Genomic DNA, 22,149 nt, shown 5'->3' with positions numbered 1-22,149 from the left:
ACGATGGCCGAAGACGGGATCGTGGCCGCGGGATAACCGGACGGCGCGGTGTTAGCGCATCCGCGGACATTGGCCCACCGGTGCGGTGCCGGTGGAGCCGCAAATGCCCCGACCAAAACCTGAAGGTTTTGGCCGGCGCCACGAGTTATTCGTTGATCGGCGTTATCTTTCCGGCGCCCAGTTCCAAACGGGTCACCACAATTTGTGGCGAATTCAGGCCGGAGTGTTGCCGCTCGAGTACAGCTTGAAGTTGCGGACCATCGGAACGGCCGGGCTGCCGGCGGCCGCGGCGCGCTGACGAGCGCGATACGAGGGATGACGTCGCATTGCTTCGTTGCGTTCGCGTTCCCGGCGTTTAGCGGCGGCCCACAGTGGATGGGACTGAAGGAAAATAACCGTGCCTTCTGATGTATTCGCCACGATCGTCACTCCTCTCAGTACCACCCGCAAAAGCTACAACAGTGTGGTTATCGGATCGTGATTCCAGAATGCCCCCCGAATCCTGAGACCAAACCACCGGCCAAGATGAGAATTGGCCGTGAATTCGGGAGCGTAATCCGTTGCCACTGTCGTGCTGTCGTCCGTGCTGGTCCGACCGCGATCTGAACCATAGCGACAGGCACCGACAGAATTCCCGTTTCAACGTTGTGCACGGTTGGCTGCTAGGGTCCCTTGCTTATGCCGGAGATCGATCGCCGCCGCATGATTTTGACAACCGGGATCGGCGTGCTGGCAGCCACGCTGCCGGCCCCCAAGGCCTGGGCCTACCCGCCCCGGCGGGACGAGCCTGCTGGTCGGATACCGCCGCCCGCCGCGCCCAGCAGTCAATCCGGGAACTACATCTTCTCGGACGATTTCGACGGCCCGGCCGGTTCGGCCCCCGATGGGTCGAAATGGGCGGTCGCCAAAGCCCGCGAGACGATCAAGGACCCGACCTTCTGGGAACGACCCGAGAACATCGGGCAGTACCGCGATGATCGGCGCAACGTGTTCGTAGACGGCAAGTCCAACCTGGTGTTGCGCGCCGCCAAGGATGGCCCCACCTACTACAGCGGCAAGGTGCAGAGCCTGTGGCGCGGCGGTGTCGGCCACACCTGGGAGGCGCGGATCAAGCTGGACTGCCTGACCCCCGGTGCCTGGCCCGCCTACTGGCTGGGCAATGAGGACCAGGGTGAGATCGACGTCATGGAGTGGTACGGCAACGGCAAATGGCCGTCGGCCACCACCGTGCACGCCAAGGCCAACGGCGGCGAATGGAAGACGCACAACATCGCGGTGGACAGCGCCTGGCACACCTGGCGCACGCAGTGGGACGAGGCCGGCATCCGGTTCTGGAAGGACTACACCGACGGCGCGGCGCCCTACTTCGACGTGCCGGCCAGCTCGCTGCCGGACTGGCCGTTCAACGCGCCCGGGTACGCGGCGTATCCCGTGTTCAACCTCGCGGTCGCCGGTTCGGGTGGCGAAGACCCGGGCCCGGGCAGCTACCCCGCCGACATGCTCATCGACTGGATTCGCGTCTGGTAGGAGCCGCCCTCAGTGGGTGAGCAGGGCGACCGCACTCGACGATTTGCCGCCCGGACGGCGCAAATCCGGCCGAGGCAGCCAGGCAAGCGGACGCATCCAGAACGGTAGGCGATGCAATCGGTGGGCGGCCACCAGTACCGACTCCGCCTCCACGGTCCGCCAACCAAGGTCTTCGAAAAAGGCCAGGCCGTTGTCGGGTGCGAACTTGAACGGCGCGTTTTCCGAAATTCCGGCGACGTTCTTGTTGATCCGTTTCTTCAGGCCCGGAAAGGCGAAATCGAGCATCCACCACGCGACCTCGGGGCGCTTGATCGCATCCGAAAGCCCGGCGACGGCGGTGGGCTCGAGGTACATCGACAGACCCTCGGTCAGCACGAAGGCCTTCGCGGCACCATCCAGCGCGTCGTTGAAGAACGCGTCTCGGGCGTGCGGGTCGGCGAGGTCAACCGCCATGCGGCGGAGCCGGCAGCGCGGGGTCTGATCGCCGAGTACTTGCGTCTTCTCCTCCAGTAACTTAGGCAGGTCGGCCTCGATCCAGGTGAGATCGGGCGGGAGGTCTAAGCGGTAGGGCCGGGTGTCCAGGCCGGCGGCCAGATTCAGCACCCGGTCGCAGCCGTTCGCGAGCGCTTCGGCGATGGCGTCGTCGATGAGCTTGGTGCGAGCGACCAGCCAAAAACCGCTGCGATCCGTCCAGCGCACGTTGTCGACGATCGCGCGGCCGTGCGCACCGGCGAGGCGTTCCGCGAGTGGGTCGCGGAACAGCGCATCGGGGCGGGCCGATTCGGTCGCCCGGTGCAACGCCGTCCAGCGGGCGGTGTCGGAGACATGGGTGATCGTGTGCGCGTCGCCTGACATACGTTGCGTTATAGCAGCCCCGGCGCCGCCCTACTGACCAGCCCTGCCCCCGGCGAGCCAGGCCTCGGTCACGGTGCGGGTCGCAGGCGGCGGAAGGACGGCGTCGGGTGCGCCGAGGCGACCGACCTTGACGGTCCACGCCGCCGAGGAGCGGTCGATGCAGGATCCGGCGCCCTGGCTGGGCAGCCACAGCACGGCGAGGTCGCTGCCGGCGCCGCCGCATCCGTAGACGCCGACGTAGCCGTCGGCCCGTCCACCCCACGCGCCCCCGTTGCGCAACAGGCAGCGGGTGCCGTCGTCGAGGGTAAGCGCGAACGGGTCCGGGTTGGCGGTCGCGTGCACGGGCGGAAGCTGACCGTCGAACATCACCCGGTGTAGCTGCCTGTCCCACGGATTGTCCACGCACAGCAGCGATCCCGGCGTGGACGGCCAGCAGGTGCCCGCCCCGGCCGCGCTCGGCGAACAGTAGTAGACGTTGTCGGCCACCGCCGACGGTGACGGCTCCGAGCACTCGCTCGCTCGCCCGACGTTGTCCGGCCCGGACAACACGTGATAGCCGTTGATCGCTTCGCCGCCGGGCCCGACGGCCATCACGGCGATCACCTGGGTGGGCGGCGGATCGGCGAACGCGGATCCGGGCTGGACGAAAGCCGCCACTGCGATCGCGGCGAGCGAGACCAGGACAACTCGCGACATCACCTTCATCGAGCGCACCTCCGGTCGAGCGGCCCCCTTTGTGCAGGGTAGAACGCCCGCGTGCGCTGAGGGTACGGTGCGCTAATGACCGGACAAAACCGTCGCTTCCTGCTCCGCGAACGACCCACCGGACGCATCGGCCCAAACACTTTCGAACTGAGCGACGAGGCGATCCCCGAGCTCGGCGATGGCCAGGCGCTCGTGCGGGTCGACTGGATTTCGCTCGACCCCACGAACCGCATGTGGATCAACGACACCCCGACGTACCTGCCCCCGGTCGGCATCGGCGAGGTCATGCGCGCCGCCGGGCTCGGTGAGGTGGTCGCGTCCAAGAGCGCCAGATTCGCGGTCGGCCAGCAGGTGCAAGGCCTGCTCGGCTGGCAGGAGTACGCGATCCTCGACGACACGGCGATGGTGAACCCGGTCGACGTCGCGCAGGGCATCTCGCCGAGCGCCTACCTGGGCGCGCTGGGCATGACCGGGCTGACCGCGTGGATCGGGATCCGCGACATCGGCAAGCCGCGGCCCGGTGAGACGGTCGTCGTCTCCGCGGCGGCCGGCGCGGTCGGCTCGGTCGCGGGCCAGCTCGCCAAGGCCGCCGGTGCTCGTGTCGTCGGCATCGCCGGCGGGCCCGAGAAATGCGCGCTGCTGACCGATCAGCTCGGCTTCGACGCGGCCGTCGACCACCGTGCGAACGACTGGGCCGCCCAACTGGCGGCGGCCACGCCCGACGGCATCGACGTCGACTTCGAGAACGTCGGCGGCGACCTGATGGACGCGATCTTCGCGCGCCTCAACATCGGCGCCCGCGTCGCGCTCTGCGGCCTGATCTCCGGCTACAACGCCGAAGACCCCCCGCCGGGTCCGCGCGCATTCGGCAACCTGCTCATTCAGCGCGCCACCGTACAGGGCTTCATCGTGCTGGATCACTTCGAGCGCGCCCCGGAGGCGATCGGCGAGATCGCCGGCCTGATCGAGGCCGGAAAGCTCACGCCCCTCGAGACCGTCGTCGAGGGGTTCGAGCAGTTGCCGACGGCGATCAACATGCTGTTCGACGGAAAGAACGTCGGCAAGCTGGTGGTCAAGGTCGGTTGAGGCTCAACCGAATTCGAGCAGGGCGTAGATCCCCCGGTAGGGCTTCAACGGCGGGAACCGCCACAACGCGGGGTACAGCGTTCCGAAGAACACGCCCCGCCCCTTGGGCATCGGCACATCGTGCACGGCGCGGATGCCGGGCGTGGTCTGTGCCCATTTCGCCAGTTGACGCGCCGAGAGGCTGAACGGCATCGGCGGCACCCGGTAGCGCTTGGACGAACGCAGCCCGTTCCGCGCGATGCGCTTGACGATCGTCGGCGGTAGGTCGAAGAACATCTGGCCGCCGGGAAAGCTTCTGGCGCACTGGGCGATCAGTTCCAGCGCCTCGCCGGGCTGCAGGTACATCAAGAGACCCTCGGCGGTGATGAACACGCCGTTGCCGGCGTCGACCTTGTCGATCCAGCCGTAGTCGAGCGCGGATTGCGCGAGGTGGGTGATGCGTGCGGAATGCGGCAGCAGGCGCTGTCGAAGTTCGACGACCGGCGGCAAGTCCACCGAGACCCACCTGAATTGCGGGTCGGGCAGCGCGCGGTCCAGGCGCCAGAAGGACGTTTGGAAGCCTTCGGCAAGCGCGACGACGGTCGCCCGGGGGTGCGTGGTCAGGTAGTCGATCGCGCACCGGTCGACGGCCAGCGAGCGCAGCGCCATCTCCTGGCCCTTGCGGCCGAATTTTTCGAAGTCGAAGTCGATGGACTCGACGAGCCTGACGGCCGCCGGGTCGTCGATGATCGGGTCCGGGCGCCCGGCCTGGTATGCCCGTCCGTAAAGGGTGAGAAGCGCCGTTTCCGAGACACCGGTCAGCAGCCCGGCATCGGTGTGCGGGTTGTCCCGAGGATTCATCACGCCAAACCGTAGCCGTGCCGTGCCGGCTAGTCGGGCACCGAGGCCGGATCGACGACGACGGTGATCTCGTTGCGACGCCGCATCGGCACCGTCCACGGCGGATCGTAGAACCAGGCCTCGGGATCGCCAATCGGTTGAATCCCCTTGTCCCGCAATATCGTCAACAGCTCGCCCGTGCGGGCGCTGACCGCCTTGGGGCTGCGGTCGCCGCTGAATCGCAGCACCGCCACGGTCGCGGGCGGCACGGTGACGAGACGGACCCGGTCGTCGTTGGGCGCGGGAAGGGTCTCCATCGTCCACTTGGCGGGCATGAAAAACCTGATGGCCCAGCCACTCTCGGTGCCGGCGGATTGGGCGACGGGTGCGGTCATCGCGATCCGCTCGCCGCCCCGGCTCGATTGCTGGCTGACCGGTGCCGTCATCGAGATCGATTGATCGCGCCGGTTACCGCCGAAGATGTATCCCGCCAATCGGCGGAACCCTTCGTTGCGGGCGCGGTTTTCGTCGGCGTCGACAACCGTCTCGGCGGCGATCCGCGGACCGTAGCGGCGGATCTCGACGGTGTCGGTAAGTCGGCGGTGCGTGTACTGGGGCTCCTCGGTGCCCACCCGGATGCCGCCCACCGCCAGGACCGATTCGGCGACCTGCTCGGCGAGCTTGATCGGATTCATCATGGGACCCTCCCTCGAGTCGAGCGGCGGACGCGATCCCCCGCGATCGCGGTGTTTCAGTTGCATTGACCCACCCGCGCCCGGGTGCCGGCAAGTGAGCTCACTCCCCGATAGCGGTGCCACCCGACCCTTGCCATCCGGCGCGAGGCAGGGGTAGCGCTGCCGTCGTCGCGCGCGGCGGTTGGGATCGGTAGCCGGTTCGCGGGTCTGTACTTGGCGCAACGACGACGCCAACGAGGCGGCGCCCCACGAAAGGAAGACAGCAAATGAACATCGTGCCCACCAGCATCCAGGAACAGATCAACCGTGTCGATCGGCAGCGAAGCCTGTACATCGGGATCAGCACCGGCCTGGTCGCGGTCTGGAGCTTTTTCCGGCTGATCTGGATGCTCTACATCGGATTGACTTTCGGCTGGTTTTTCGGCGCGATGGCTTTCCAGTTGGTGCTGTGGGGCGTGATCGGAACCGCCGCCGCGGTGGCCTCCGTCGGATTCCTCACCCGCTACAACAAGGGATCTTGACCCCTCTGACGGCCGTCGGAAAAGTCCCGGACCTGTTGTGGTCCGGGACTTTTCGCCGCGAGACGACGAATCTAGAGCTGAGCCCAGACCGACTTCGTCTTGAGGTAGATCTCGAGGCCCTCTCTACCGAACTCGTGTCCCCAGCCGGACTGCTTGTAGCCGCCGAACGGCACATCGTGGTCGAAGACCAGCTGGCAATTGACCTGGACACTGCCGGCCTGCAGTCGCCGCATGATCCGGTGGGCCCGGCCGAGGTTCTCCGTCCAGGCGGTGGCCGCCAGGCCGTAGGTGGTGTCGTTGGCCAGGGCCACGGCCTCGTCCTCGTCGTCGAACGGCAGGATGGTGACCACCGGGCCGAAGATCTCCTGCTGGTACAGCCGCATGCTGGTGTCGACGTTGGTGAGCACCGTCGGGTGGACGAAGTAGCCCTTGCGGTCCAGCCGGTGGCCGCCGGTGACCACTTCGACGCCGTCCTTGCGGCCCTCGTCGATGAAGCCCATGACGCGGTTCAGTTGCTTCTGGCTGATCAGTGGGCCGCTGACGCAGCCCTCCTCGCTGGGGGCGCCCAGCTTGAACGAATTCGCCATCATCGCAATGCCTTCCACGACCCGGTCGTAGACGCCGCGCTGGGCGAAGATGCGCGACCCGCACACGCAGCCCTGGCCCGAGTGCACGAAGATGCCCAGCGACGCCATCATGATCGCGTTGTCCAGGTTGGCGTCGTCGAAGATCAGCACCGGCGATTTGCCGCCGAGCTCCAGCGTGACCTTTTTCAGGTTGTCCGCCGAGGCCCGCACGATCTCCTTGCCGACCTCGGTCGACCCGGTGAAGGCGACCTTCTGGACATCGGGGTGCGCGGTGATCGCGGCGCCCGCGGTGTGGCCGTAACCGGTCAGCAGGTTGACGACGCCCTCGGGCACGCCCGCCTCGTGGATGAGCCTGTCCAACAGCAGCGCCGACAGCGGCGTCTCCTCGGCGGGCTTGACGAGCAGGCTGCCCCCCGCGGCCAGGGCCGGCGCGAGCTTCGCGCTGGCGTTGAAGATGGGGCCGTTCCACGGGAAGATCAGGCCCACCACGCTGTAGGGCTCTTTGAGCGTGTACGCGTGCATGTTGACGTAGTTGTCGGTCGCGATGCCGTCGGTCTTCACGTCGTAGGCGACGCCGTTGATCTTCGAACACCAACCGGCGTAGTACCGGAAGAACTCCGAGCAGGTGGACATCTGCAACTGGGCCTGCAGCAACGGCATGCCGGTGTTGAGCGAGTCGAGTTGCGCGAACTCCTCGGCGTGCTCGTCGATCAAGTCACCGATCCGCCACAAGATCTTGGCCCGCTCGCGGCCCGGAAGCTCGGACCAGACACCCGACTCGAAGGACGCCTTCGCCCGCGCGGCGGCCTCGTTGACCGCTTCCTGCCCGCAGTCGGTGAATTCGGTGATCGTCTCCTCGGTCGCGGGATCGATGACCGCGATGACGTCACCCGTTCCGGGGCGCTTGCGAATGTCGTCCAATACCGCCTGCACCGTCATCTGATCCCTTTCGTATGCCACTCGTGGCGCCGCAGCGCCATATGCGCTCAGTGCTGAGCACTTGCTTAGCATTGTGCACACGGCTGGTCAAGCACCCGCAGGCGGATGGGCTCCGCGCAGTTCTCGGATGCAGATGACGTTTCCCCCGGGATCGCGCGCGGCGCGGTCGCGAGGCCGTATCGCTGGTCGGTGGGGCGACCGTGCCCTAGACGCCGACGAGGTCCGGGTGGAATTTCGCCGCCATGCGGCGGAGTCCGTCGCGCCAGTCGACCGACGTGCCGCCGATCAGCTCGTGCATCCGGTCGGTGGTGGTGGGGTTGCCGCGCAACGCCTGTTCGCTCGCCTCGAAGATCGGCTCCGCGCCGACGAGTGAGCCGAGGTAGTCGCACCACTCCTGCAGGCTGACGGTCTGGTCGCCGCACCAGTTGACCGTGGTCGCCGGGACCGACGCGACCTCGAGCAGCTTGGGGATGGTCGCGATGATGTCGTCCTCGTGGATCGGGTTGTAGCGGGCGGGTTCGCCGGGCGGGACCGGAATCGGGATGCCGCCCAGCATCATCTCCATGTGATAGAACGGCCACCCGCCGTTGTCGCCGTAGGGAACGTTGAGCCGCGCGATCGTGGTGGGCAGGCCGACGACGCGCGCCACGGATCGGGCGACGACCTCGCCGGCGATTTTGGAGATGGAGTAGGTGGGAAACAGCGGCTTGTGGTTGTCGCCGAGGGCGGACCGCTCGCTGCGGGGGTCGTCGCCGGGCGGGTCATACACGGCGGCCGACGAGCAGTGCAGGAAGGCCTTCGCGTTGCGGCAGTGGGCCATCAACAGGCCGACCGACTCCGCGTTGGCCGCCAGGTCCTTGTCCCAGCTGCCGCTCTTGGCCACCGCCAAGTTGAGGACGTACTCGAAATCGGTTGGCAGAGCGCTGAAGTCGCCGGCCGCCAGATTCACCTTCTCACAACGAATCCCAGCCTTCTCGAGGCGTTCTCGCGCGGCGGGGTCGGTGAAACGGGCGATCCCCCAGACCTCGTTGTCGGCGGCAAGCGCCCGTGCGATGGGGGTGGCGATTTGACCGGTAGGGCCGGTGATCAGGATTTTCGAGCCGCGCATGCGCGCAATGGTAGCGGTGTTGAGGAGACGTGTTTCCGTTTAGGGCCGATGGACCCTACTTCCCGCCTTGAGTCCGCGACATCATTCGACTCAGGCCCATTTCGCCGGATTAGCGGTCGAATCGGTCTACCCGCCGGAACAATCGCTGTCCGGTAATGACGTGAAATGAGGGCATCATGTCCCGAGAAGCCGGGCAACACTACGAGTGCGAAGAGTGTGGAGCGGTGCTCGTTTACGAAAAGCCGTGTCCCTGCGCGTCGGATACCGAGCACGCGGAGACGTGCTGCAACAAGCAGATGAAGCTCCTGGTGCGCAGTCAGTAGATCTGCTGGACCATCAGCCTTCTGATTGCTGAATTCGGCTGCGCTCTAGTGGGTTTGCGGTGTCCGGACGACTGATCGATCACGGGTTTCCGCGAGGCTCCCTGACCGGGCGGGGCGGGCTACCTACAACCCGGGTTGGTCGTCGATGATGCCCAGCCAGATCTGGGCGACGTCGATGGCGACCTTCTCACTGATGAAGGCGTGCTGGGTGCCGGTGTAGATGTCACGGAAGGCGCGCTCCAGCCGGCTGCCCTCCCGGATCGAGCTGGTCCCGGCGACCAGATGGGCCCATTCGGCGCAGCTTCGGGCCGTGTCGGTGGCGTAGACCGCTGCCACCCGCATGTCGGCGCGGAGCGCCGGTGTCAGGTCCTCCCCCGCCGCCACCGCGCTTTCGGCGCGGGTGAACGCGTCGAGCACCAGGAGCCGCGCCGCACGCCAGGCCGCGCGGTGATGCGCGAGTCCCTTCTGAAACGTGGGGCGGCTGGCCAGCGATGCCATGTCACTCATCCGGAACTTCGTCGCGGCCAGCTCTTGGACGTCGTCGAGCATGCTCTTGGCCACGCCCAGCGCCCACGACGCGTGCCCGCCGGCGGTCACGGGCATCAGTCCCATCCTGGTGGCCGGCGATGTCCCCCGGTAGGGCTGACGCACGAACAGCTCGAACGTGCGGCTCTCGGGTACGAACAGCTCCTGAGCGCTGTAGTCGTAGGAACCGGTTCCCTTGAGCCCCTGCACGAACCAGCCGTCGTTGAAAGTGATCTGCTCCCGCGGAATCACCGCCACCCGCATTTCGGGGAAACCCTCACTGATCCAGCGCATCTCGCCGTTGTCCATCGGAAAGAATCCGGCCGCGATGTATTGGGAGTGCCCGGTGCCCGAGCCGAAGTTCCATGCGCCGTTCACAAGGTAGCCGCCATCGACGGCGGCGCCCTGTCCGTTGGGAAAGAATTGGCCGCCCATGGTGACCCGATTGTCGTGCGCGGTGAAAACCTCGGCGAAGCCGTCGTCGGGCAGGTACGCCGCCGCGGCGAAGGACGACGGCAGGTTGGCGATGCCCACCCAGCCGAATGACCCATCCTGCCAAGCCATCTCGATCCAGGTCTCGATCATCTCGGTGAACGACGGCTCGACGCCACCGGCCGCCACCGGGTTGAACGCCGACATCAGGCCGCTCGCCCACATCGCGTCGACGATCGCCGGGGTGAGGGTGCGCGCGCGTTCGGATTCGGCGGCTTCGGCCTGCACCAGGTCCCGCATGCCGCGGGCCAGCCCGACGACCCGGTCGTCGGTGTCGGCGATCGACGTCATATGGCCCTTCCCATCATCGACTACGGTGCGAGCACATCGGCCCCGAATCTGATATCGGTGACCGTACCAACCGTTCGACGCTTCGAGAACGAATCGCGCCGCTGAGAACCGAGAGAGCCTCATGCTGAACACCGTTGCCACCGTCGTCGTCGTCGTACTTGGCCTGCACATCATCGCAAAGTTCGCGTTTTTCGCGCTGCCCTACCGGCGGCGCCGCGCGCTGCTCGACAAGCAGTACGGCGACAAGCCGTCGGCCACCTCGACGTCGGATCGCGTGTTGATGGTCTTCACCGTGGGGATCGCCGTGCTGGTGTTGTGCCGGGGTATCGACTCCGTCAGCTTCCTGGGCGGGTTGTGGATCGGCGCGACGCTCATCCAGTTGTACTTCCACCAGTTCCACCGGCCGGTGCCGCCGCAGCGCGCCGCTCCGCCGCAAACCTCCCCGCTCAAGGAGATGTCCTATGCGATCCAGGACGCGCCGTGGCGGCCCTGGCCCCAACTGCTCGCGTTGGCCATGCTGGTGGTGCTCAGCCTTATGCTGATGATAGTGAAAGCCGCTGCGGTGCAGTGACTTCAGGCGCTGGTTGGTATTCCGGCGCCCGGTGCGGGTGAGAGCGCCCTCGCGCACACCGACATCCCGCTGTCGTTTCTCTGCGGGATGCGCGACCCGGGCACTGCCGCCAGTCGCGAGATTATCCCCGGTCGAGTGTCCGCCGATATCTTGCGGCGGACCACGAACTAGCGCCCTAACGTATGGCTTGTGCGCTGGATTGTCGACGGCATGAATGTGATCGGAAGCCGCCCCGATGGCTGGTGGAAGGACCGAAATGGTGCCATGGTCACGTTGGTGGAAACGCTGGACCGATGGGCGGCGAGGCAAGGAGAAACGGTGACAGTGGTGTTTGAGCGGCCGCCGTCGGCGGCCATCACGTCATCGGTGGTCGAGATTGCGCACGCACCCAGGGCGGCCGCGAATTCGGCCGACGACGAGATCGTCCGGCTGGTCGCGGCCGACGCCGCGCCGCACGACCTTCGCGTCGTGACCTCCGACCGGGCGCTGACCGAACGAGTGCGAAGCCTGGGGGCATCCGTGCACCGGTCGGAAAGCTTCCGCAATCTCATCGATCCGCGGGACCGATGACTGCCGGCGACCCGGGTCCCGCACCCAACCGGGTCTGCGCGCTCGCGCGCATCGACATCCCGATCATCCAGGCGCCGATGACCTACATCGCCGGTGCTCAGCTGGCCGCTGCGGTGTCGAATGCCGGCGCGCTGGGAATCATCGAGACCACCTCGGATCAGGGTCGAGCCGACCTGCGGCGGGTGCGCGAGCTGACCGGTGGTGCCGTCGGCGCGAACATCGCGCTGTTGTTCAACCGGGACCCGGCGATGCTGGACCTGCTCGTCGCCAACGACATTCGGTTCGTGACCACCTCGGCCGGCAGCCCGTCGGTGTTCACCGAACGCCTGCACGATGCGGACATCACCGTGTTCCACGTGGTGGGCACCCTGGCCGCGGCCAAGAAGGCCGTCGATGCCGGCGTGGACGGACTGGTGGTCGAAGGTGTCGAAGGAGGCGGATTCAAGAACCGGTTCGGGGCGTCGACGATGGTGTTGCTGCCGTTGGTGGCGGCGCACGTCGACGTCCCGATCGTGGCCGCCGGAGGGATCTGCGACGCGCGGTCCATGGCGGCCGCTTTTGTGCTCGGCGCCGAAGCGGTGCAGATGGGCACCCGGCTGCTCGCCTCGGCCGACTCCCCGGTGCACGGCAACCTCAAGCGAGCGGTCATAGACGCCGACGAGACCGGCACGGTGATGCTGCCCCTCGACGGCAAGCGGATGATGCGAGTGATCCGCACACCCGCCGCCGAGCGGCTCGATGCCGCGACGTCTGCCGCCGACGGCGCCGCGGCACTGCAACGCGTGCAGCGGCTCTACTTCGAGGGCGACATGGACGCCAGCGTGGCCAACACCGGTCAGGTGGCCGGGCGCATCCGGGATCTGCCCCCGGCCGCCGACATCATCAAAGAGATGTGGCGGGGTTGCCGCGAGGTGCTGGCGGCCACGTCGCAGCGGGCGGGCCGGCCCTAGCTCGACGCGGCCTGCAGGTCAGCCCGCCGCGGCCAGAGCCGCGTCGTAGTTCGGCTCCTGCGCGATTTCGGGCACCAGCTCGGTGTAGGCGACATTGCCGTCGGCGCCGATCACCACGATGGCCCGGGCGAGCAGCCCCGCCATCGGACCGTCGGTCATGGTGACCCCGTAGTCCTCACCGAAGCTGCCCCGGAACGCCGAACCGCTCGTGACGTTCTCGATGCCCTCGGCGCCACAAAATCGCGCCTGCGCGAACGGCAGGTCCTTCGAGATGTTCACCACGGTCGCCCCGCCGCCGGCGGCGCGCTCGTTGAAGGTCCGCACGCTGTTCGCGCACACCGGCGTGTCGATCGACGGAAAGATGTTGAGCACCACCGGCTTACCGCCGAATTGCTCGCTTGAGACCGCGGCCAGATCGCCGCCGACCAGACTGAAGGCCGGGGCTTTGGATCCGACGGCAGGCAGCTCGCCGACAGTGTTGATCGGGTTTCCACGCAACGTTATCTGTGCCATGGGCAACAGTCTGCCAAGGCCGCCGTGGCAGCCGTGGGGCAGGTCCCATGTCCTAATTCGTGGGATGCATGACGTAGACGACACGCCCCGGCGTGTCCAACACTGAATCCATGCCCCGCAACGTGGTGATCGTCGGCTTTCCCGGCGTACAGGCCCTCGATGTGGTGGGCCCGTACGAGGTGTTCACCGGCGCATCGCTGCTGACCGGCGATGCGTACGACGTCGCGATGGCCTCGGTTGGCGGCCAACCGGTGCAGACGGCCACCGGGCTGGCCTTCGTGGCGGCCCCGCTGCCGGATCCCGGCGACCCGATCGACACGCTGGTGCTGCCGGGCGGCGCCGGTGTCGACGTGGCGCGGTTCGATGCCGCGCTGGTCGCCTGGATCAAGACCGCCGCCACACATGCCCGCCGCGTGGTGACGGTGTGCACCGGCGCGTTTCTCGCGGCCGAGGCGGGTCTGCTGGACGGGTGCCGGGTGACCACCCATTGGGCCTTCGCCGAGAAGTTGGCGAGTGAATTTCCCGCCGTCGAGGTCGATGCCGACCCGATCTTCGTGCGGAGCTCGGACACCGTATGGACGGCCGCGGGCGTCACCGCGGGCATCGACCTCGCGCTGGCGCTGATCGAGGACGACCTCGGCACCGAGGTCGCGCAGACCGTCGCCCGCTGGCTGGTGCTGTACCTGCGGCGACCGGGCGGGCAGACGCAGTTCGCGGCGCCGGTGTGGATGCCGCGGGCCAGAAGGGACTCGATCCGCGAGGTGCAGGAGACGATCGAGGCCGAACCGGGCGGTCTGCACAGCATCGATGATCTGGCGCGCCGGGCCGCGATGAGCCCGCGCCACTTCACCCGGGTATTCACCGCCGAAATCGGTGAGGCGCCGGGTCAATACGTCGAACGCGTCCGCACCGAAGCCGCGCGCCGGCAGCTGGAGGAGACCGACGACACCGTCGTCGCGATCGCCACCCGGTGCGGCTTCGGCACCGCGGAGACCATGCGGCGCAATTTCCTTCGCCGCGTGGGTATTTCGCCCGACCAATACCGCAAGGCATTCGCCTGAAGTCGAAAGGACGACACCGATGACCCAAATCGCCATTGTGGCCTATCCGGGATTCACCGCGCTGGACATGATCGGTCCGTACGAGGTGCTGCGCAACCTGCCGGGCGCCGAGGTGCGCTTCGTGTGGCACGACGCCGGGCCGATCACCGCCGACTCCGGGGTGCTGGTCATCGGCGCCACCCACGCGCTGGCCGAAACCCCTTCTCCCGACGTGATTCTCGTTCCCGGTGGCCCGTCGACACCGGTTCATGCCCGCGACGAGGCGCTGCTCGGCTGGTTGCGCCGGGCCCACGACACCGCGAGCTGGACGACGTCGGTGTGCTCGGGCTCGGTGATTCTGGCGGCCGCCGGCCTGCTCGAGGGCCGGCGCGCGACATCGCATTGGCTGACCGTTCCCGCGCTAAAGGCATTCGGCGCGGTTCCGGTGGCCGACGAACGGATCGTGCATCAGGACGACATCGTCACCAGCGCGGGCGTGTCCGCCGGGCTCGACCTCGCCCTGTGGCTGGCCGCACAGATCGGCGGCGAATCCCGCGCGAAGGCAATCCAACTCGCGCTCGAATACGATCCGCAGCCGCCGTTCGACTCGGGCCACACGTCGAAGGCGTCGGCGACCACGAAGGCCGCCGCAACGGCGCTGCTGTCCCGCGACAGCGTGAAACCCGCCAACGTGAAAGCCACAACCCTGCTCGCCTGGGAGCAGGCGTTGCGCAAGGTCCGGTCGCGGCGGCGCGGGCGCGCGGTCGCCTCCGGCATGGCGTAGGCGAGTCAGACAAAAGCTAGCGCCGGTGATAGCGCTTGGCGCGCAGGCACTATCGTGCGTCACCGCTAGGCGCGTGCCTCGTTGCTAGGCGCCGGGCTGCAGGATCTCGGTCGTCGCGAGCTGCCCGCCGGCCTGCATCCAGGCCGCAACCACTCCGGGAGCGTCACGGTCGGGGTTGTAAATGTCTTCCTCGCTGGAGAACAGCCCGTCGCCGGCGTAGACGAGCCGGGTCCAGTTCGGGAACCAAAACGGCTCACCGTTCGGGTCGGTGGGGTGGTCCAGCAGGTTCTTGATCATGACGACCACCGCGTCGTTGTCCTCGTCGTAGGCGGTCCAGTCGGACGGAAATCGCATCTGCGGAAACGGCGCCATCACCGCGACGATCCAGTCGCGGACCGCCTCGCGCCCGTGAAAGACGCCGTAGTGATGTTCCGTGTAGACGACGTCCTCGGTGAAGAGGTCCGCGAACGGCCGCCAGTCGCCCGAAGCGCTGCACCCCTCAACGACTTTTGTGTAGTTCTCGACTGCTTGATCGATTTCTGCCCTGGTGAATTTGCCCATAGCGGACACACTAGAACGTGTTTCGGTTTTCGGTCGCTCATAGGAATGGGGATATCTGCGCGGCAAGCGGGCGTTGGTCACCGGGGCATCCAGCGGTATCGGCCGGACGGTGGCGCAGGCCTACGTGCAGGCCGGCGCCGATGTGGCGATAGCGGCGCGGAACTTCGAGGCCCTGGCAAGCCTCGCCGAGGAGCTGGCGGCCGACGGCGGTGATTCCCCAGGCAAGGTCGTGCCGATCCGATGCGACGTCACCCGGCCCGAACAGGTGAACGGCATGGTGGACCAGGTGACCGCGGAGCTGGGCGGTATCGACGTCGCCGTATGCAATGCCGGGATCATCGGCGACGTCGCGATGCTGGAGATGTCGCCCGAGGAGTTCCAGCGCATCCAGGACACCAATGTGACCGGTGTCTTTTTGACCGCGCAGGCGGCCGCCCGGGCGATGGTCGCCCAGGGGCGCGGCGGCGTCATCATCAACACCGCCTCGATGTCGGGCACCATCATCAACGTCCCGCAGCGGGTTGGCCACTACTGCGCCTCCAAGGCGGCCGTCATCCACCTGACCAAGGCAATGGCGGTCGAATTCGCGCCCCACAACATCCGGGTCAACAGCGTCAGCCCCGGCTATATCCTCACGGAACTCGTCGAACCCCTTACGGAATACCACCGCCAGTGGGAGCCGAAGATCCCGCTCGGCCGCATCGGTCGCCCCGAAGAGCTCACCGGGCTCTACGTCTATCTGGCCAGCGAGGCCTCCAGCTACATGACCGGTTCGGACGTCATCATCGACGGCGGCTACACCTGCCCGTAGCTCTGTGCTTACCGCACCGGCCGGGGGCGGCCGAAACGCGTTCGCACACCACCGGAATACAGGGCGCGCAACCGCTCGCCGGCCGGGCGCACCCCGGCCGCCTCCACCAGTTCGCTGCTTAACTCGACGATCTCGGCCGCACGTAGCGGCCACTGCCCGTGCTCGTTCGGCACCCACCACGTCCGGCCCGCCTTGCGCGTATGGGCGCCCCACCGGGCGGTAAGCCACGCTTCCAGCGGCGTCGGTTCGACCACGTCGCCAACGACGATCTCGATCCGGCTGCGCAAGCCGCGCCGAGGCCATCGGCGCACGCTGTCGTACGCGATGTGGTCGCCGTCGCGCCGCATCCGCATTCTGGCCCAGGTGTAGGGGACGCCAAGGCCGATGCGCGTGAGGGGTACGACGGCCAGACGCGCCGTTTCCAAAGACCGGAAAAGCACACCGTGGCGCCCGGCGTCGTCGATCGAGTAGAGCCGGACATTCGTTTCCAAAAAACTGCCGAAGTACGGAAGGGGAAGTGCGGAACCAACTTTGGTGCTGCTCATGGCAAACGGGATCAGCCCCACGTACGTCAACCCATCGGCGAAGATGTCGGGACGGGTTCCGGGCGGGTACATCGATTCGATGCTTTCGGGTGCCACCGGCCAGTGGATGAACGTCAGATCGCGCCAGTGCTGGTCGAACGTCACCGGTCGGGCCAGCGGCGGCGGGGTCAGCGGATAGCCCTCGAGACCGCTCGGCTCATTCGGTTCGGTGGCCGGCGGGCCGGGTGTCGCGGTCATCCGATCGTCGGCCCTATCGCTCTAACTCGCCGGAGATCCCGCGCTCGATGTTCGCCTGTACCGCCGAGGGCAACACCAGCAGGCCGTCGAGTTCATTGCGGGCCACCTGGTAGGCGCGCTGGCGTTCGTGCGCCGCAGCCTCCGGATCGGCCGCCACCCGCAACAGGCTCTGCGCCCGCGCGATTCGCTGCTGCTCCGCCCGGGAAAAGTCGTTGCGGCGTCTGCGGATCGCCTCGGCCTCGGCGGCGTTGAACGCGGTCACGTAGTCCTCGACGGCGGCCATGTACTGCGCGGCGCCGTCGCGGTCGTCGAGCAGATCCTCGGCCTTGACCGGCCGCAGGAAGTCGGCTCGGAGCTTGGCCTTGTGAAACGCGATCGTGTTCGGGTCGCGCATGTCGGTCATCAGCGGGAAGTCCAGCAGCTTGGCGACGTCGAGTTCGTACTCGAGCCAGCGCGCATCCGTTCGGTCGTGCTCGTCGAGGATGCGCCGGATCGAGCGCCACTGGGCCGCCTGGTTCCCACCGGCGCGCTCGGCGGCGGGAGGGTCCGGCAGTTGTGTCCGGTCGACGCCCCGCGACTGCTCATCGCTGCGCCGCCGGTAGGAGCCGAACGCGCGTGCGGCGGCGACGATCGCGCCCGTCAGCGGCAGGATGACGATCAACAGCTCCGCCAACCGGAAAACCAAACCCACATGGCCAGGATGCCACCAGGGACGGCCGGCGTCCGGTGCCGTGTTCGAGCACCGCCCGCCCGGGCACCGGGTTATTACAGAATCCCAAAGCCCTGCAGGGCTTTTATGCCAAACCAGATTCCGAAAATCAGGCCCACCACGACCACGATGGGCCGATCGTGGTCCTGTAGCCAGCGCAAACTCCGGTCCAGCAGCGAGCGTGATCGCTGCGGGAAAAACGCCGCCACGCCGATGATGAGCAGATTCATGCTCGCGGCGAGCGCCACGAACAGCACGTATGAACCGATGTTGGCGGGCCGGCTCAAATCCGCGTTGCCGATCACGCTGATCGCCGCCAGCGTGAAGACCCAGGCTTTGACCGACACGGTGATGACGCCGGCGCCGATGAAGAACGCCTTGGTGGGCGTGGCCGATGTCAGCATGGTCATCCATTTCGGCGGCGGGGCGTTGGGATCTTCGCCGCTGAACAGCGCCCGCGCCGCGGTGACCAGGAACAGCAAGGCCACCACCAACAGCACGGTGGACACGATCCAGTGGTGCGGGTGGTCCGAGCCGGCGCCGCGGCGGGCTCCCCAATGCAGGATCGTTCCGAAGATCAGGCCCTGCAGCAGGCGCGTGCTGACGTGTCCCGCGACCCAGGCGCCGGCCGCCCGCACGCGGGACGGGGTGCCCAGCAGCATGATCGTGATGACGATCTCGATCGGTTCCAGCGCGCACCCGAGGATCAACGGGACGAGGCCGCCCCACATGGCGAGCACTATTGCGCTCCCAGCGCCGCGCGCATCTCGGCCTCGGCGATCGCGACGGCCAGATCGGCGGGCTGCGGCCACACGGTGGCGTCGATGCGGTCGATGCGGCCGGTGAACCGGAAATCGTGCCCGTAGGGCGCAACCGGGGATCCGGTGTCGGTGCCGATGTCCAAGGTCTCCCCACTCATCGAGAATCGGAACGGCACCGTATGTTCGACGCGGCCGCGGGCGACCTCGGTGCCGTCGACCCGCAGCGACACCGCGGCGCCCTTGCCCAGCCCACCGCCGTCGTAGTCGAACGAAAGCCCCAGCGCGACGGGACCTTCCGGTAATGACTCGGCGGCCGCAACGGTGGTGAGCTGGTGCCCGAGATAGTTGTAGACAAAGTGCGGGATGTCGTCGCGCAGGTACAGGCTCCATCCGGCCATCGCGCCACCGATGCTGATGACCACTCCCTGAGCGCCGCCCGCCGGTATGGTCAGTTGTGCCCGCAGCTCGAAGGAGGTGCTGGTGTAGCTCAGCGTCACCGGCTCCGGGATGCGCACCTGCCCGGCGTAATAGGTGACCGAGGTGCGCCCGGCCAGCAGGCTCGGCCGATTCGCCGGCAACGCGCGGGCCAGCGTCGCGTCGCTGAGCGGATACACATCGTATTTGCGTGCCTCAGCGTCGAATACGGCCTGCAGCTCGGTGAGCTTGTCGGGGTGTTGCGTGGCGAGGTCGACGCCCTGGCTGAAATCCTCGGCGAGGTGGTAGAGCTCCCAGCGCTCGGTGTCGCCGAACGGCGTTGCGCGCTGGGCGCGTACCCAGGGCAGCCGGCCGTGGAAACACGACGCGATCCAACCATCGTGGTACACAGCGCGATTGCCGAAGATCTCGAAATACTGTGTGGTGCGCCGGCTGGCCACGCCGGAGTCGTCGAACGAATACCGCATGCTGACACCCTCGATCGGCTTCTGTTCGACGCCGTCGACGCGGGCGGGCATCTCGATGCCGGCCGCTTCGAGGATGGTGGGAACGATGTCGACGACGTGATGGAACTGGCTGCGCTGCTCCCCCGCCGCGGTGATGGCCCGCGGCCACGAGATCGCCAGCCCGTTGCGGGTTCCGCCGAAATGCGACGCCACCTGTTTCATCCACTGAAACGGTGCGTCGAGCGCCCACGCCCAGCCGACGTTGTAATGGTTTTCGCATCGGGGTGTGCCGAAGTCGTCGATGTGGGCGAGCAGCCATTCGGGGTCTTCGGGCATTCCGTTCTGGAACGCCGGTGAGCTCCAGGCGCCATGTATCGTGCCCTCGGCGGACGCGCCGTTGTCGCCGCACAGGTAGATGAATAGCGTGTTGTCCCACTGACCTAACTCATCGACGGCGTCGATGACCCGCCCGATCTGGGCGTCGGTGTGGGCCAGAAAGCCGGCGTACACCTCCATCAGCCGCCGGGCTACCGGCTTGTAGCGGTCGTGGTAGTCGGCCCACGCGGGGATCTGCTCGGGTCGCGGCGTCAGCACGGCATTGGGCGGGATGATGCCCATTTCGAGTTGGCGGGCATATGTGTTCTGCTGCAGGGCATCCCAGCCGTCGTCGAATCGGCCGGCGAACCGATCCGACCATTCCGGCCATACCTGGTGCGGGCTGTGGGTGCCGCCGGGCGCGAAGTAGACGAAGAACGGCTTGTCCGGCGCCGACGTTTTCTGCAGCCTGATCCAGTCGATCGCCTTGTCGGCGAGGTCCTCGGTGAGGTGGTAGTGGTCGCGGCCGAGATACGGCTCGACGGGGGTGATCTGGTCGTAGAGCGCGGGTTCGTACTGCGAGGTGTCGCCGCCCAAGAAACCGTAGAAGCGTTCGAATCCGAGTCCGGTGGGCCAGCGGTCGAAGGGGCCGGCGGGTCCGGTCTCCCACGTCGGGGTGAAATGCGCCTTGCCGAACAGGGCCGTGCTGTAGCCGTTCATCCGCAACACCTGGGCGACCGTGGCGGTGCTCCGCGGTATCACGCTGTCGTAGCCCGGGAATCCGTAGGCGATCTCGCAGATGGTGCCCATGTGCGCGCTGTGGTGGTTGCGCCCGGTCAGCAGCGCGGCGCGCGTCGGAGAGCACAGCGCCGTCGTGTGGAATTGGTTGTAGCGCAATCCAGCTCCGGCGACACGGTCTAGCGCAGGTGTGGGGACCGGCCCGCCGAACGTCGACGCGGCACCGAATCCGACGTCGTCGAGCAATACCACGACGACGTTGGGGGCGCCGGCGGGCGGATAGACGATCGACGGTCCTGGCGGCGTCACGTCTGCGCTCGCGCCCCGAGCACGTCGCGAAACAGCGCCTGCCGCAGAGCCAATTCACGAGGATCGCTCCAAAGGTGGAACCCGAGCCGGTTCATGACGTAAGCAAAGCCGACATCGGTGTCCGGGTCGGCACATCCGAACGATCCCCCGAAACCCGGGGTGCCGAAGGCCTTGTCCGACGAGCCGAACACGAACTGCGGGACGGGCTTACAGAAACCGAGTGAATAGGCCACATCGATGTGCATCACCTTGTCGCGCACCCCGCGGCTCGGCGACATCGCCGGTGCCGTCAGCGCCTCGAGGGTGCCGGGGCTCAGCGGAACCTCGGCGCCGCCGCAGGCCGCGCTGCCGTACATACGCGCGACCGACCTGGCGGTACCGATGCCGTTGGCCGACGGGATCTCGACCGCCCGAACGTCGTCGCGGTTGTAATCGCCGTTGAACGGGTTGACACCGCGCGGGACCGCGATGGTGCGGGCCGTCAGGCCGACCGGGTTGAGCGAAGCTCCCAGGAATCCCGGGGGCATGACGCCCAGATGCAGCATCGTTTCCGCGCGCGCCCAATTGTGGATATGCGCCACCCGGGTGCGGTCGACCGCCTCCGGCAGCCCGATGTGCAGGTCGAGTCCCCAGGGCGCGACGAGCTCGTCGGCCAGGAATCGGCCCAGCGTGCGCCCGGCGGGATCGGTCCGGCGGATCAACTCCGATTCGTACCAGCCGAGCGTGATGGCGTGGTAACCGTGCCGGGTACCGGGTTGCCACGCCGGTGCCTGGGCGGCCAGGATCGGGGACAGCCGCTCCGGATCGGCCACGTCGGCCAGCGCCGGCTTCGGTGTGAGCGCACAGACGCCGGCCTGGTGACCGAGGAGTTGGCGGACGGTGACGTCGCCCTTGCCGGCCTGCGCGAATTCCGGCCAGTAATCGGCGACCTTGGCGTCATAGGAGATCAGGCCGCGCGACACCGCCACCGCCACGACCAGGGCGGCGACGCCCTTGGTCGTGGAGAACATATTGACCATGGTGTCGGCCCGCCACGGATCCTTGGTCAACCCGTTCCGGTAGCCGCCCCACAGGTCGACCACTTTGACGCCGTCGCGGTACACCGCGACGGCCGCGCCGACCTCGGCCCGGTCGCGAAAGGTCGTCCGGAACGCGTCGGCCACCTTGCCGTAGCCGGCCGCCATGTCGCCGCCGATCAGATCCGGCGACACCCTCATCTTGAGAACCATCTCGCGCCTCCGAGTGGAGACTAGCCAGCCCGGTTCGTGCGCAGGGCTTTTTGAGCGTACGGCCCGCCCGCTAGTTGTACCCGGCAGGGACGTTGGTGACAGTCGGCTGACCGGGGGTTGACCTCCGATGGCTTAGTGGCGTCGTTGATTGT

24 protein-coding genes are annotated in these 22,149 nt (G+C 67.3%); 9 read left to right on the top strand and 15 right to left on the bottom strand.

Annotated elements, in window-relative coordinates:
- Positions 1-213: 213 nt before the first annotated feature.
- Entirely contained in the window at positions 214-429 is a 216-nt protein-coding gene (locus A5688_RS27290) for a hypothetical protein (RefSeq protein WP_120312363.1), read from the bottom strand.
- Between the two features lie 249 nt (positions 430-678).
- On the opposite strand from A5688_RS27290, the gene A5688_RS08715 reads away from it, so the two are divergent.
- Positions 679-1,527, top strand: coding sequence for a glycoside hydrolase family 16 protein (locus A5688_RS08715; RefSeq protein ID WP_067827088.1), 849 nt, complete (start codon positions 679-681; stop codon positions 1,525-1,527).
- 9 nt (positions 1,528-1,536) lie between these two features.
- Here A5688_RS08715 and A5688_RS08710 read toward each other — a convergent pair whose 3' ends face one another.
- Together A5688_RS08710 and A5688_RS08705 are read right to left on the bottom strand one after the other, a co-directional pair.
- Positions 1,537-2,382 (bottom strand): class I SAM-dependent methyltransferase, encoded by an 846-nt coding sequence (locus A5688_RS08710; RefSeq protein ID WP_067910035.1) that lies wholly within the window; start codon positions 2,380-2,382, stop codon positions 1,537-1,539.
- A 30-nt stretch (positions 2,383-2,412) separates the two neighbouring features.
- Complete coding sequence (locus A5688_RS08705; RefSeq protein WP_431602659.1) at positions 2,413-3,078, bottom strand: hypothetical protein; 666 nt, start codon at positions 3,076-3,078, stop codon at positions 2,413-2,415.
- Positions 3,079-3,162: 84 nt separating this feature from the next.
- Between A5688_RS08705 and A5688_RS08700 the strand changes: the two genes are divergently transcribed.
- Positions 3,163-4,173 carry an NADP-dependent oxidoreductase gene (locus tag A5688_RS08700; RefSeq protein WP_067827077.1) on the top strand — a complete coding sequence of 337 codons (1,011 nt, stop codon included), beginning with the start codon at positions 3,163-3,165 and terminating at the stop codon, positions 4,171-4,173.
- 3 nt (positions 4,174-4,176) lie between these two features.
- Here the strand turns inward: A5688_RS08700 and A5688_RS08695 are convergent, their stop codons facing one another.
- Positions 4,177-5,013 (bottom strand): class I SAM-dependent methyltransferase, encoded by an 837-nt coding sequence (locus A5688_RS08695; protein WP_067910038.1) that lies wholly within the window; start codon positions 5,011-5,013, stop codon positions 4,177-4,179.
- 29 nt (positions 5,014-5,042) lie between these two features.
- Positions 5,043-5,690 carry an SOUL family heme-binding protein gene (locus A5688_RS08690; protein ID WP_067827071.1) on the bottom strand — a complete coding sequence of 216 codons (648 nt, stop codon included), beginning with the start codon at positions 5,688-5,690 and terminating at the stop codon, positions 5,043-5,045.
- A 263-nt stretch (positions 5,691-5,953) separates the two neighbouring features.
- On the opposite strand from A5688_RS08690, the gene A5688_RS08685 reads away from it, so the two are divergent.
- Complete coding sequence (locus tag A5688_RS08685; RefSeq protein WP_067827068.1) at positions 5,954-6,208, top strand: hypothetical protein; 255 nt, start codon at positions 5,954-5,956, stop codon at positions 6,206-6,208.
- A 71-nt stretch (positions 6,209-6,279) separates the two neighbouring features.
- On the opposite strand, the gene A5688_RS08680 is transcribed toward A5688_RS08685, so the two are convergent.
- The 3 genes from A5688_RS08680 to A5688_RS08670 form a co-directional block, all read right to left on the bottom strand.
- On the bottom strand, positions 6,280-7,734 hold the full coding sequence (locus tag A5688_RS08680) for an aldehyde dehydrogenase family protein (protein ID WP_067827066.1): 1,455 nt from the start codon (positions 7,732-7,734) through the stop codon (positions 6,280-6,282).
- A gap of 205 nt (positions 7,735-7,939) precedes the next feature.
- Positions 7,940-8,842 carry an NAD-dependent epimerase/dehydratase family protein gene (locus A5688_RS08675; protein ID WP_067827063.1) on the bottom strand — a complete coding sequence of 301 codons (903 nt, stop codon included), beginning with the start codon at positions 8,840-8,842 and terminating at the stop codon, positions 7,940-7,942.
- Positions 8,843-9,288: 446 nt separating this feature from the next.
- Positions 9,289-10,473, bottom strand: coding sequence for an acyl-CoA dehydrogenase family protein (locus A5688_RS08670; RefSeq protein WP_067910041.1), 1,185 nt, complete (start codon positions 10,471-10,473; stop codon positions 9,289-9,291).
- A 121-nt stretch (positions 10,474-10,594) separates the two neighbouring features.
- Here A5688_RS08670 and A5688_RS08665 point away from each other — a divergent pair, with 121 nt between their 5' ends.
- The 3 genes from A5688_RS08665 (at position 10,595) to A5688_RS08655 (ending at position 12,564) form a co-directional block, all read left to right on the top strand.
- Positions 10,595-11,044: a hypothetical protein gene (locus A5688_RS08665; RefSeq protein ID WP_067827056.1), complete on the top strand. Its 450-nt coding sequence runs from the start codon at positions 10,595-10,597 to the stop codon at positions 11,042-11,044.
- A gap of 189 nt (positions 11,045-11,233) precedes the next feature.
- Positions 11,234-11,614, top strand: a complete 381-nt coding sequence (locus A5688_RS08660) for an NYN domain-containing protein (RefSeq protein ID WP_067910044.1) — start codon at positions 11,234-11,236, stop codon at positions 11,612-11,614.
- On the top strand, positions 11,611-12,564 hold the full coding sequence (locus tag A5688_RS08655) for an NAD(P)H-dependent flavin oxidoreductase (protein ID WP_067910046.1): 954 nt from the start codon (positions 11,611-11,613) through the stop codon (positions 12,562-12,564). Before A5688_RS08660 ends, A5688_RS08655 begins: the two co-directional genes overlap by 4 nt.
- An 18-nt stretch (positions 12,565-12,582) precedes the next feature.
- On the opposite strand, the gene tpx is transcribed toward A5688_RS08655, so the two are convergent.
- Positions 12,583-13,077, bottom strand: coding sequence for a thiol peroxidase (tpx, locus tag A5688_RS08650; protein ID WP_067910048.1), 495 nt, complete (start codon positions 13,075-13,077; stop codon positions 12,583-12,585).
- A 110-nt stretch (positions 13,078-13,187) separates the two neighbouring features.
- Here tpx and A5688_RS08645 point away from each other — a divergent pair, with 110 nt between their 5' ends.
- A complete protein-coding gene (locus A5688_RS08645) occupies positions 13,188-14,138 on the top strand; it encodes a GlxA family transcriptional regulator (protein ID WP_067827044.1) in 951 nt (316 codons plus the stop codon).
- 19 nt (positions 14,139-14,157) lie between these two features.
- Positions 14,158-14,901, top strand: a complete 744-nt coding sequence (locus A5688_RS08640) for a DJ-1/PfpI family protein (protein ID WP_067827041.1) — start codon at positions 14,158-14,160, stop codon at positions 14,899-14,901.
- Between the two features lie 84 nt (positions 14,902-14,985).
- Here A5688_RS08640 and A5688_RS08635 read toward each other — a convergent pair whose 3' ends face one another.
- Complete coding sequence (locus tag A5688_RS08635; RefSeq protein WP_067827037.1) at positions 14,986-15,462, bottom strand: nuclear transport factor 2 family protein; 477 nt, start codon at positions 15,460-15,462, stop codon at positions 14,986-14,988.
- 55 nt (positions 15,463-15,517) lie between these two features.
- On the opposite strand from A5688_RS08635, the gene A5688_RS08630 reads away from it, so the two are divergent.
- Positions 15,518-16,273: an SDR family oxidoreductase gene (locus A5688_RS08630; protein ID WP_067910051.1), complete on the top strand. Its 756-nt coding sequence runs from the start codon at positions 15,518-15,520 to the stop codon at positions 16,271-16,273.
- Between the two features lie 8 nt (positions 16,274-16,281).
- On the opposite strand, the gene A5688_RS08625 is transcribed toward A5688_RS08630, so the two are convergent.
- The 5 genes from A5688_RS08625 to A5688_RS08605 form a co-directional block, all read right to left on the bottom strand.
- Complete coding sequence (locus A5688_RS08625; protein WP_082951021.1) at positions 16,282-17,055, bottom strand: YqjF family protein; 774 nt, start codon at positions 17,053-17,055, stop codon at positions 16,282-16,284.
- 13 nt (positions 17,056-17,068) lie between these two features.
- Entirely contained in the window at positions 17,069-17,746 is a 678-nt protein-coding gene (locus A5688_RS08620) for a hypothetical protein (protein WP_067910055.1), read from the bottom strand.
- 74 nt (positions 17,747-17,820) lie between these two features.
- Positions 17,821-18,495 (bottom strand): GAP family protein, encoded by a 675-nt coding sequence (locus tag A5688_RS08615; RefSeq protein ID WP_067827108.1) that lies wholly within the window; start codon positions 18,493-18,495, stop codon positions 17,821-17,823.
- A gap of 8 nt (positions 18,496-18,503) precedes the next feature.
- Positions 18,504-20,768, bottom strand: a complete 2,265-nt coding sequence (locus A5688_RS08610; protein WP_242662866.1) for an arylsulfatase — start codon at positions 20,766-20,768, stop codon at positions 18,504-18,506.
- Positions 20,765-21,997: a serine hydrolase domain-containing protein gene (locus A5688_RS08605; protein ID WP_067910061.1), complete on the bottom strand. Its 1,233-nt coding sequence runs from the start codon at positions 21,995-21,997 to the stop codon at positions 20,765-20,767. Before A5688_RS08605 ends, A5688_RS08610 begins: the two co-directional genes overlap by 4 nt.
- Positions 21,998-22,149: the final 152 nt, after the last annotated feature.

It is taken from the genome of Mycobacterium mantenii, assembly GCF_001667865.1.
Lineage (GTDB): Bacteria > Actinomycetota > Actinomycetes > Mycobacteriales > Mycobacteriaceae > Mycobacterium > Mycobacterium mantenii_A.
This window is presented reverse-complemented; position numbering and strand designations above follow the sequence as displayed.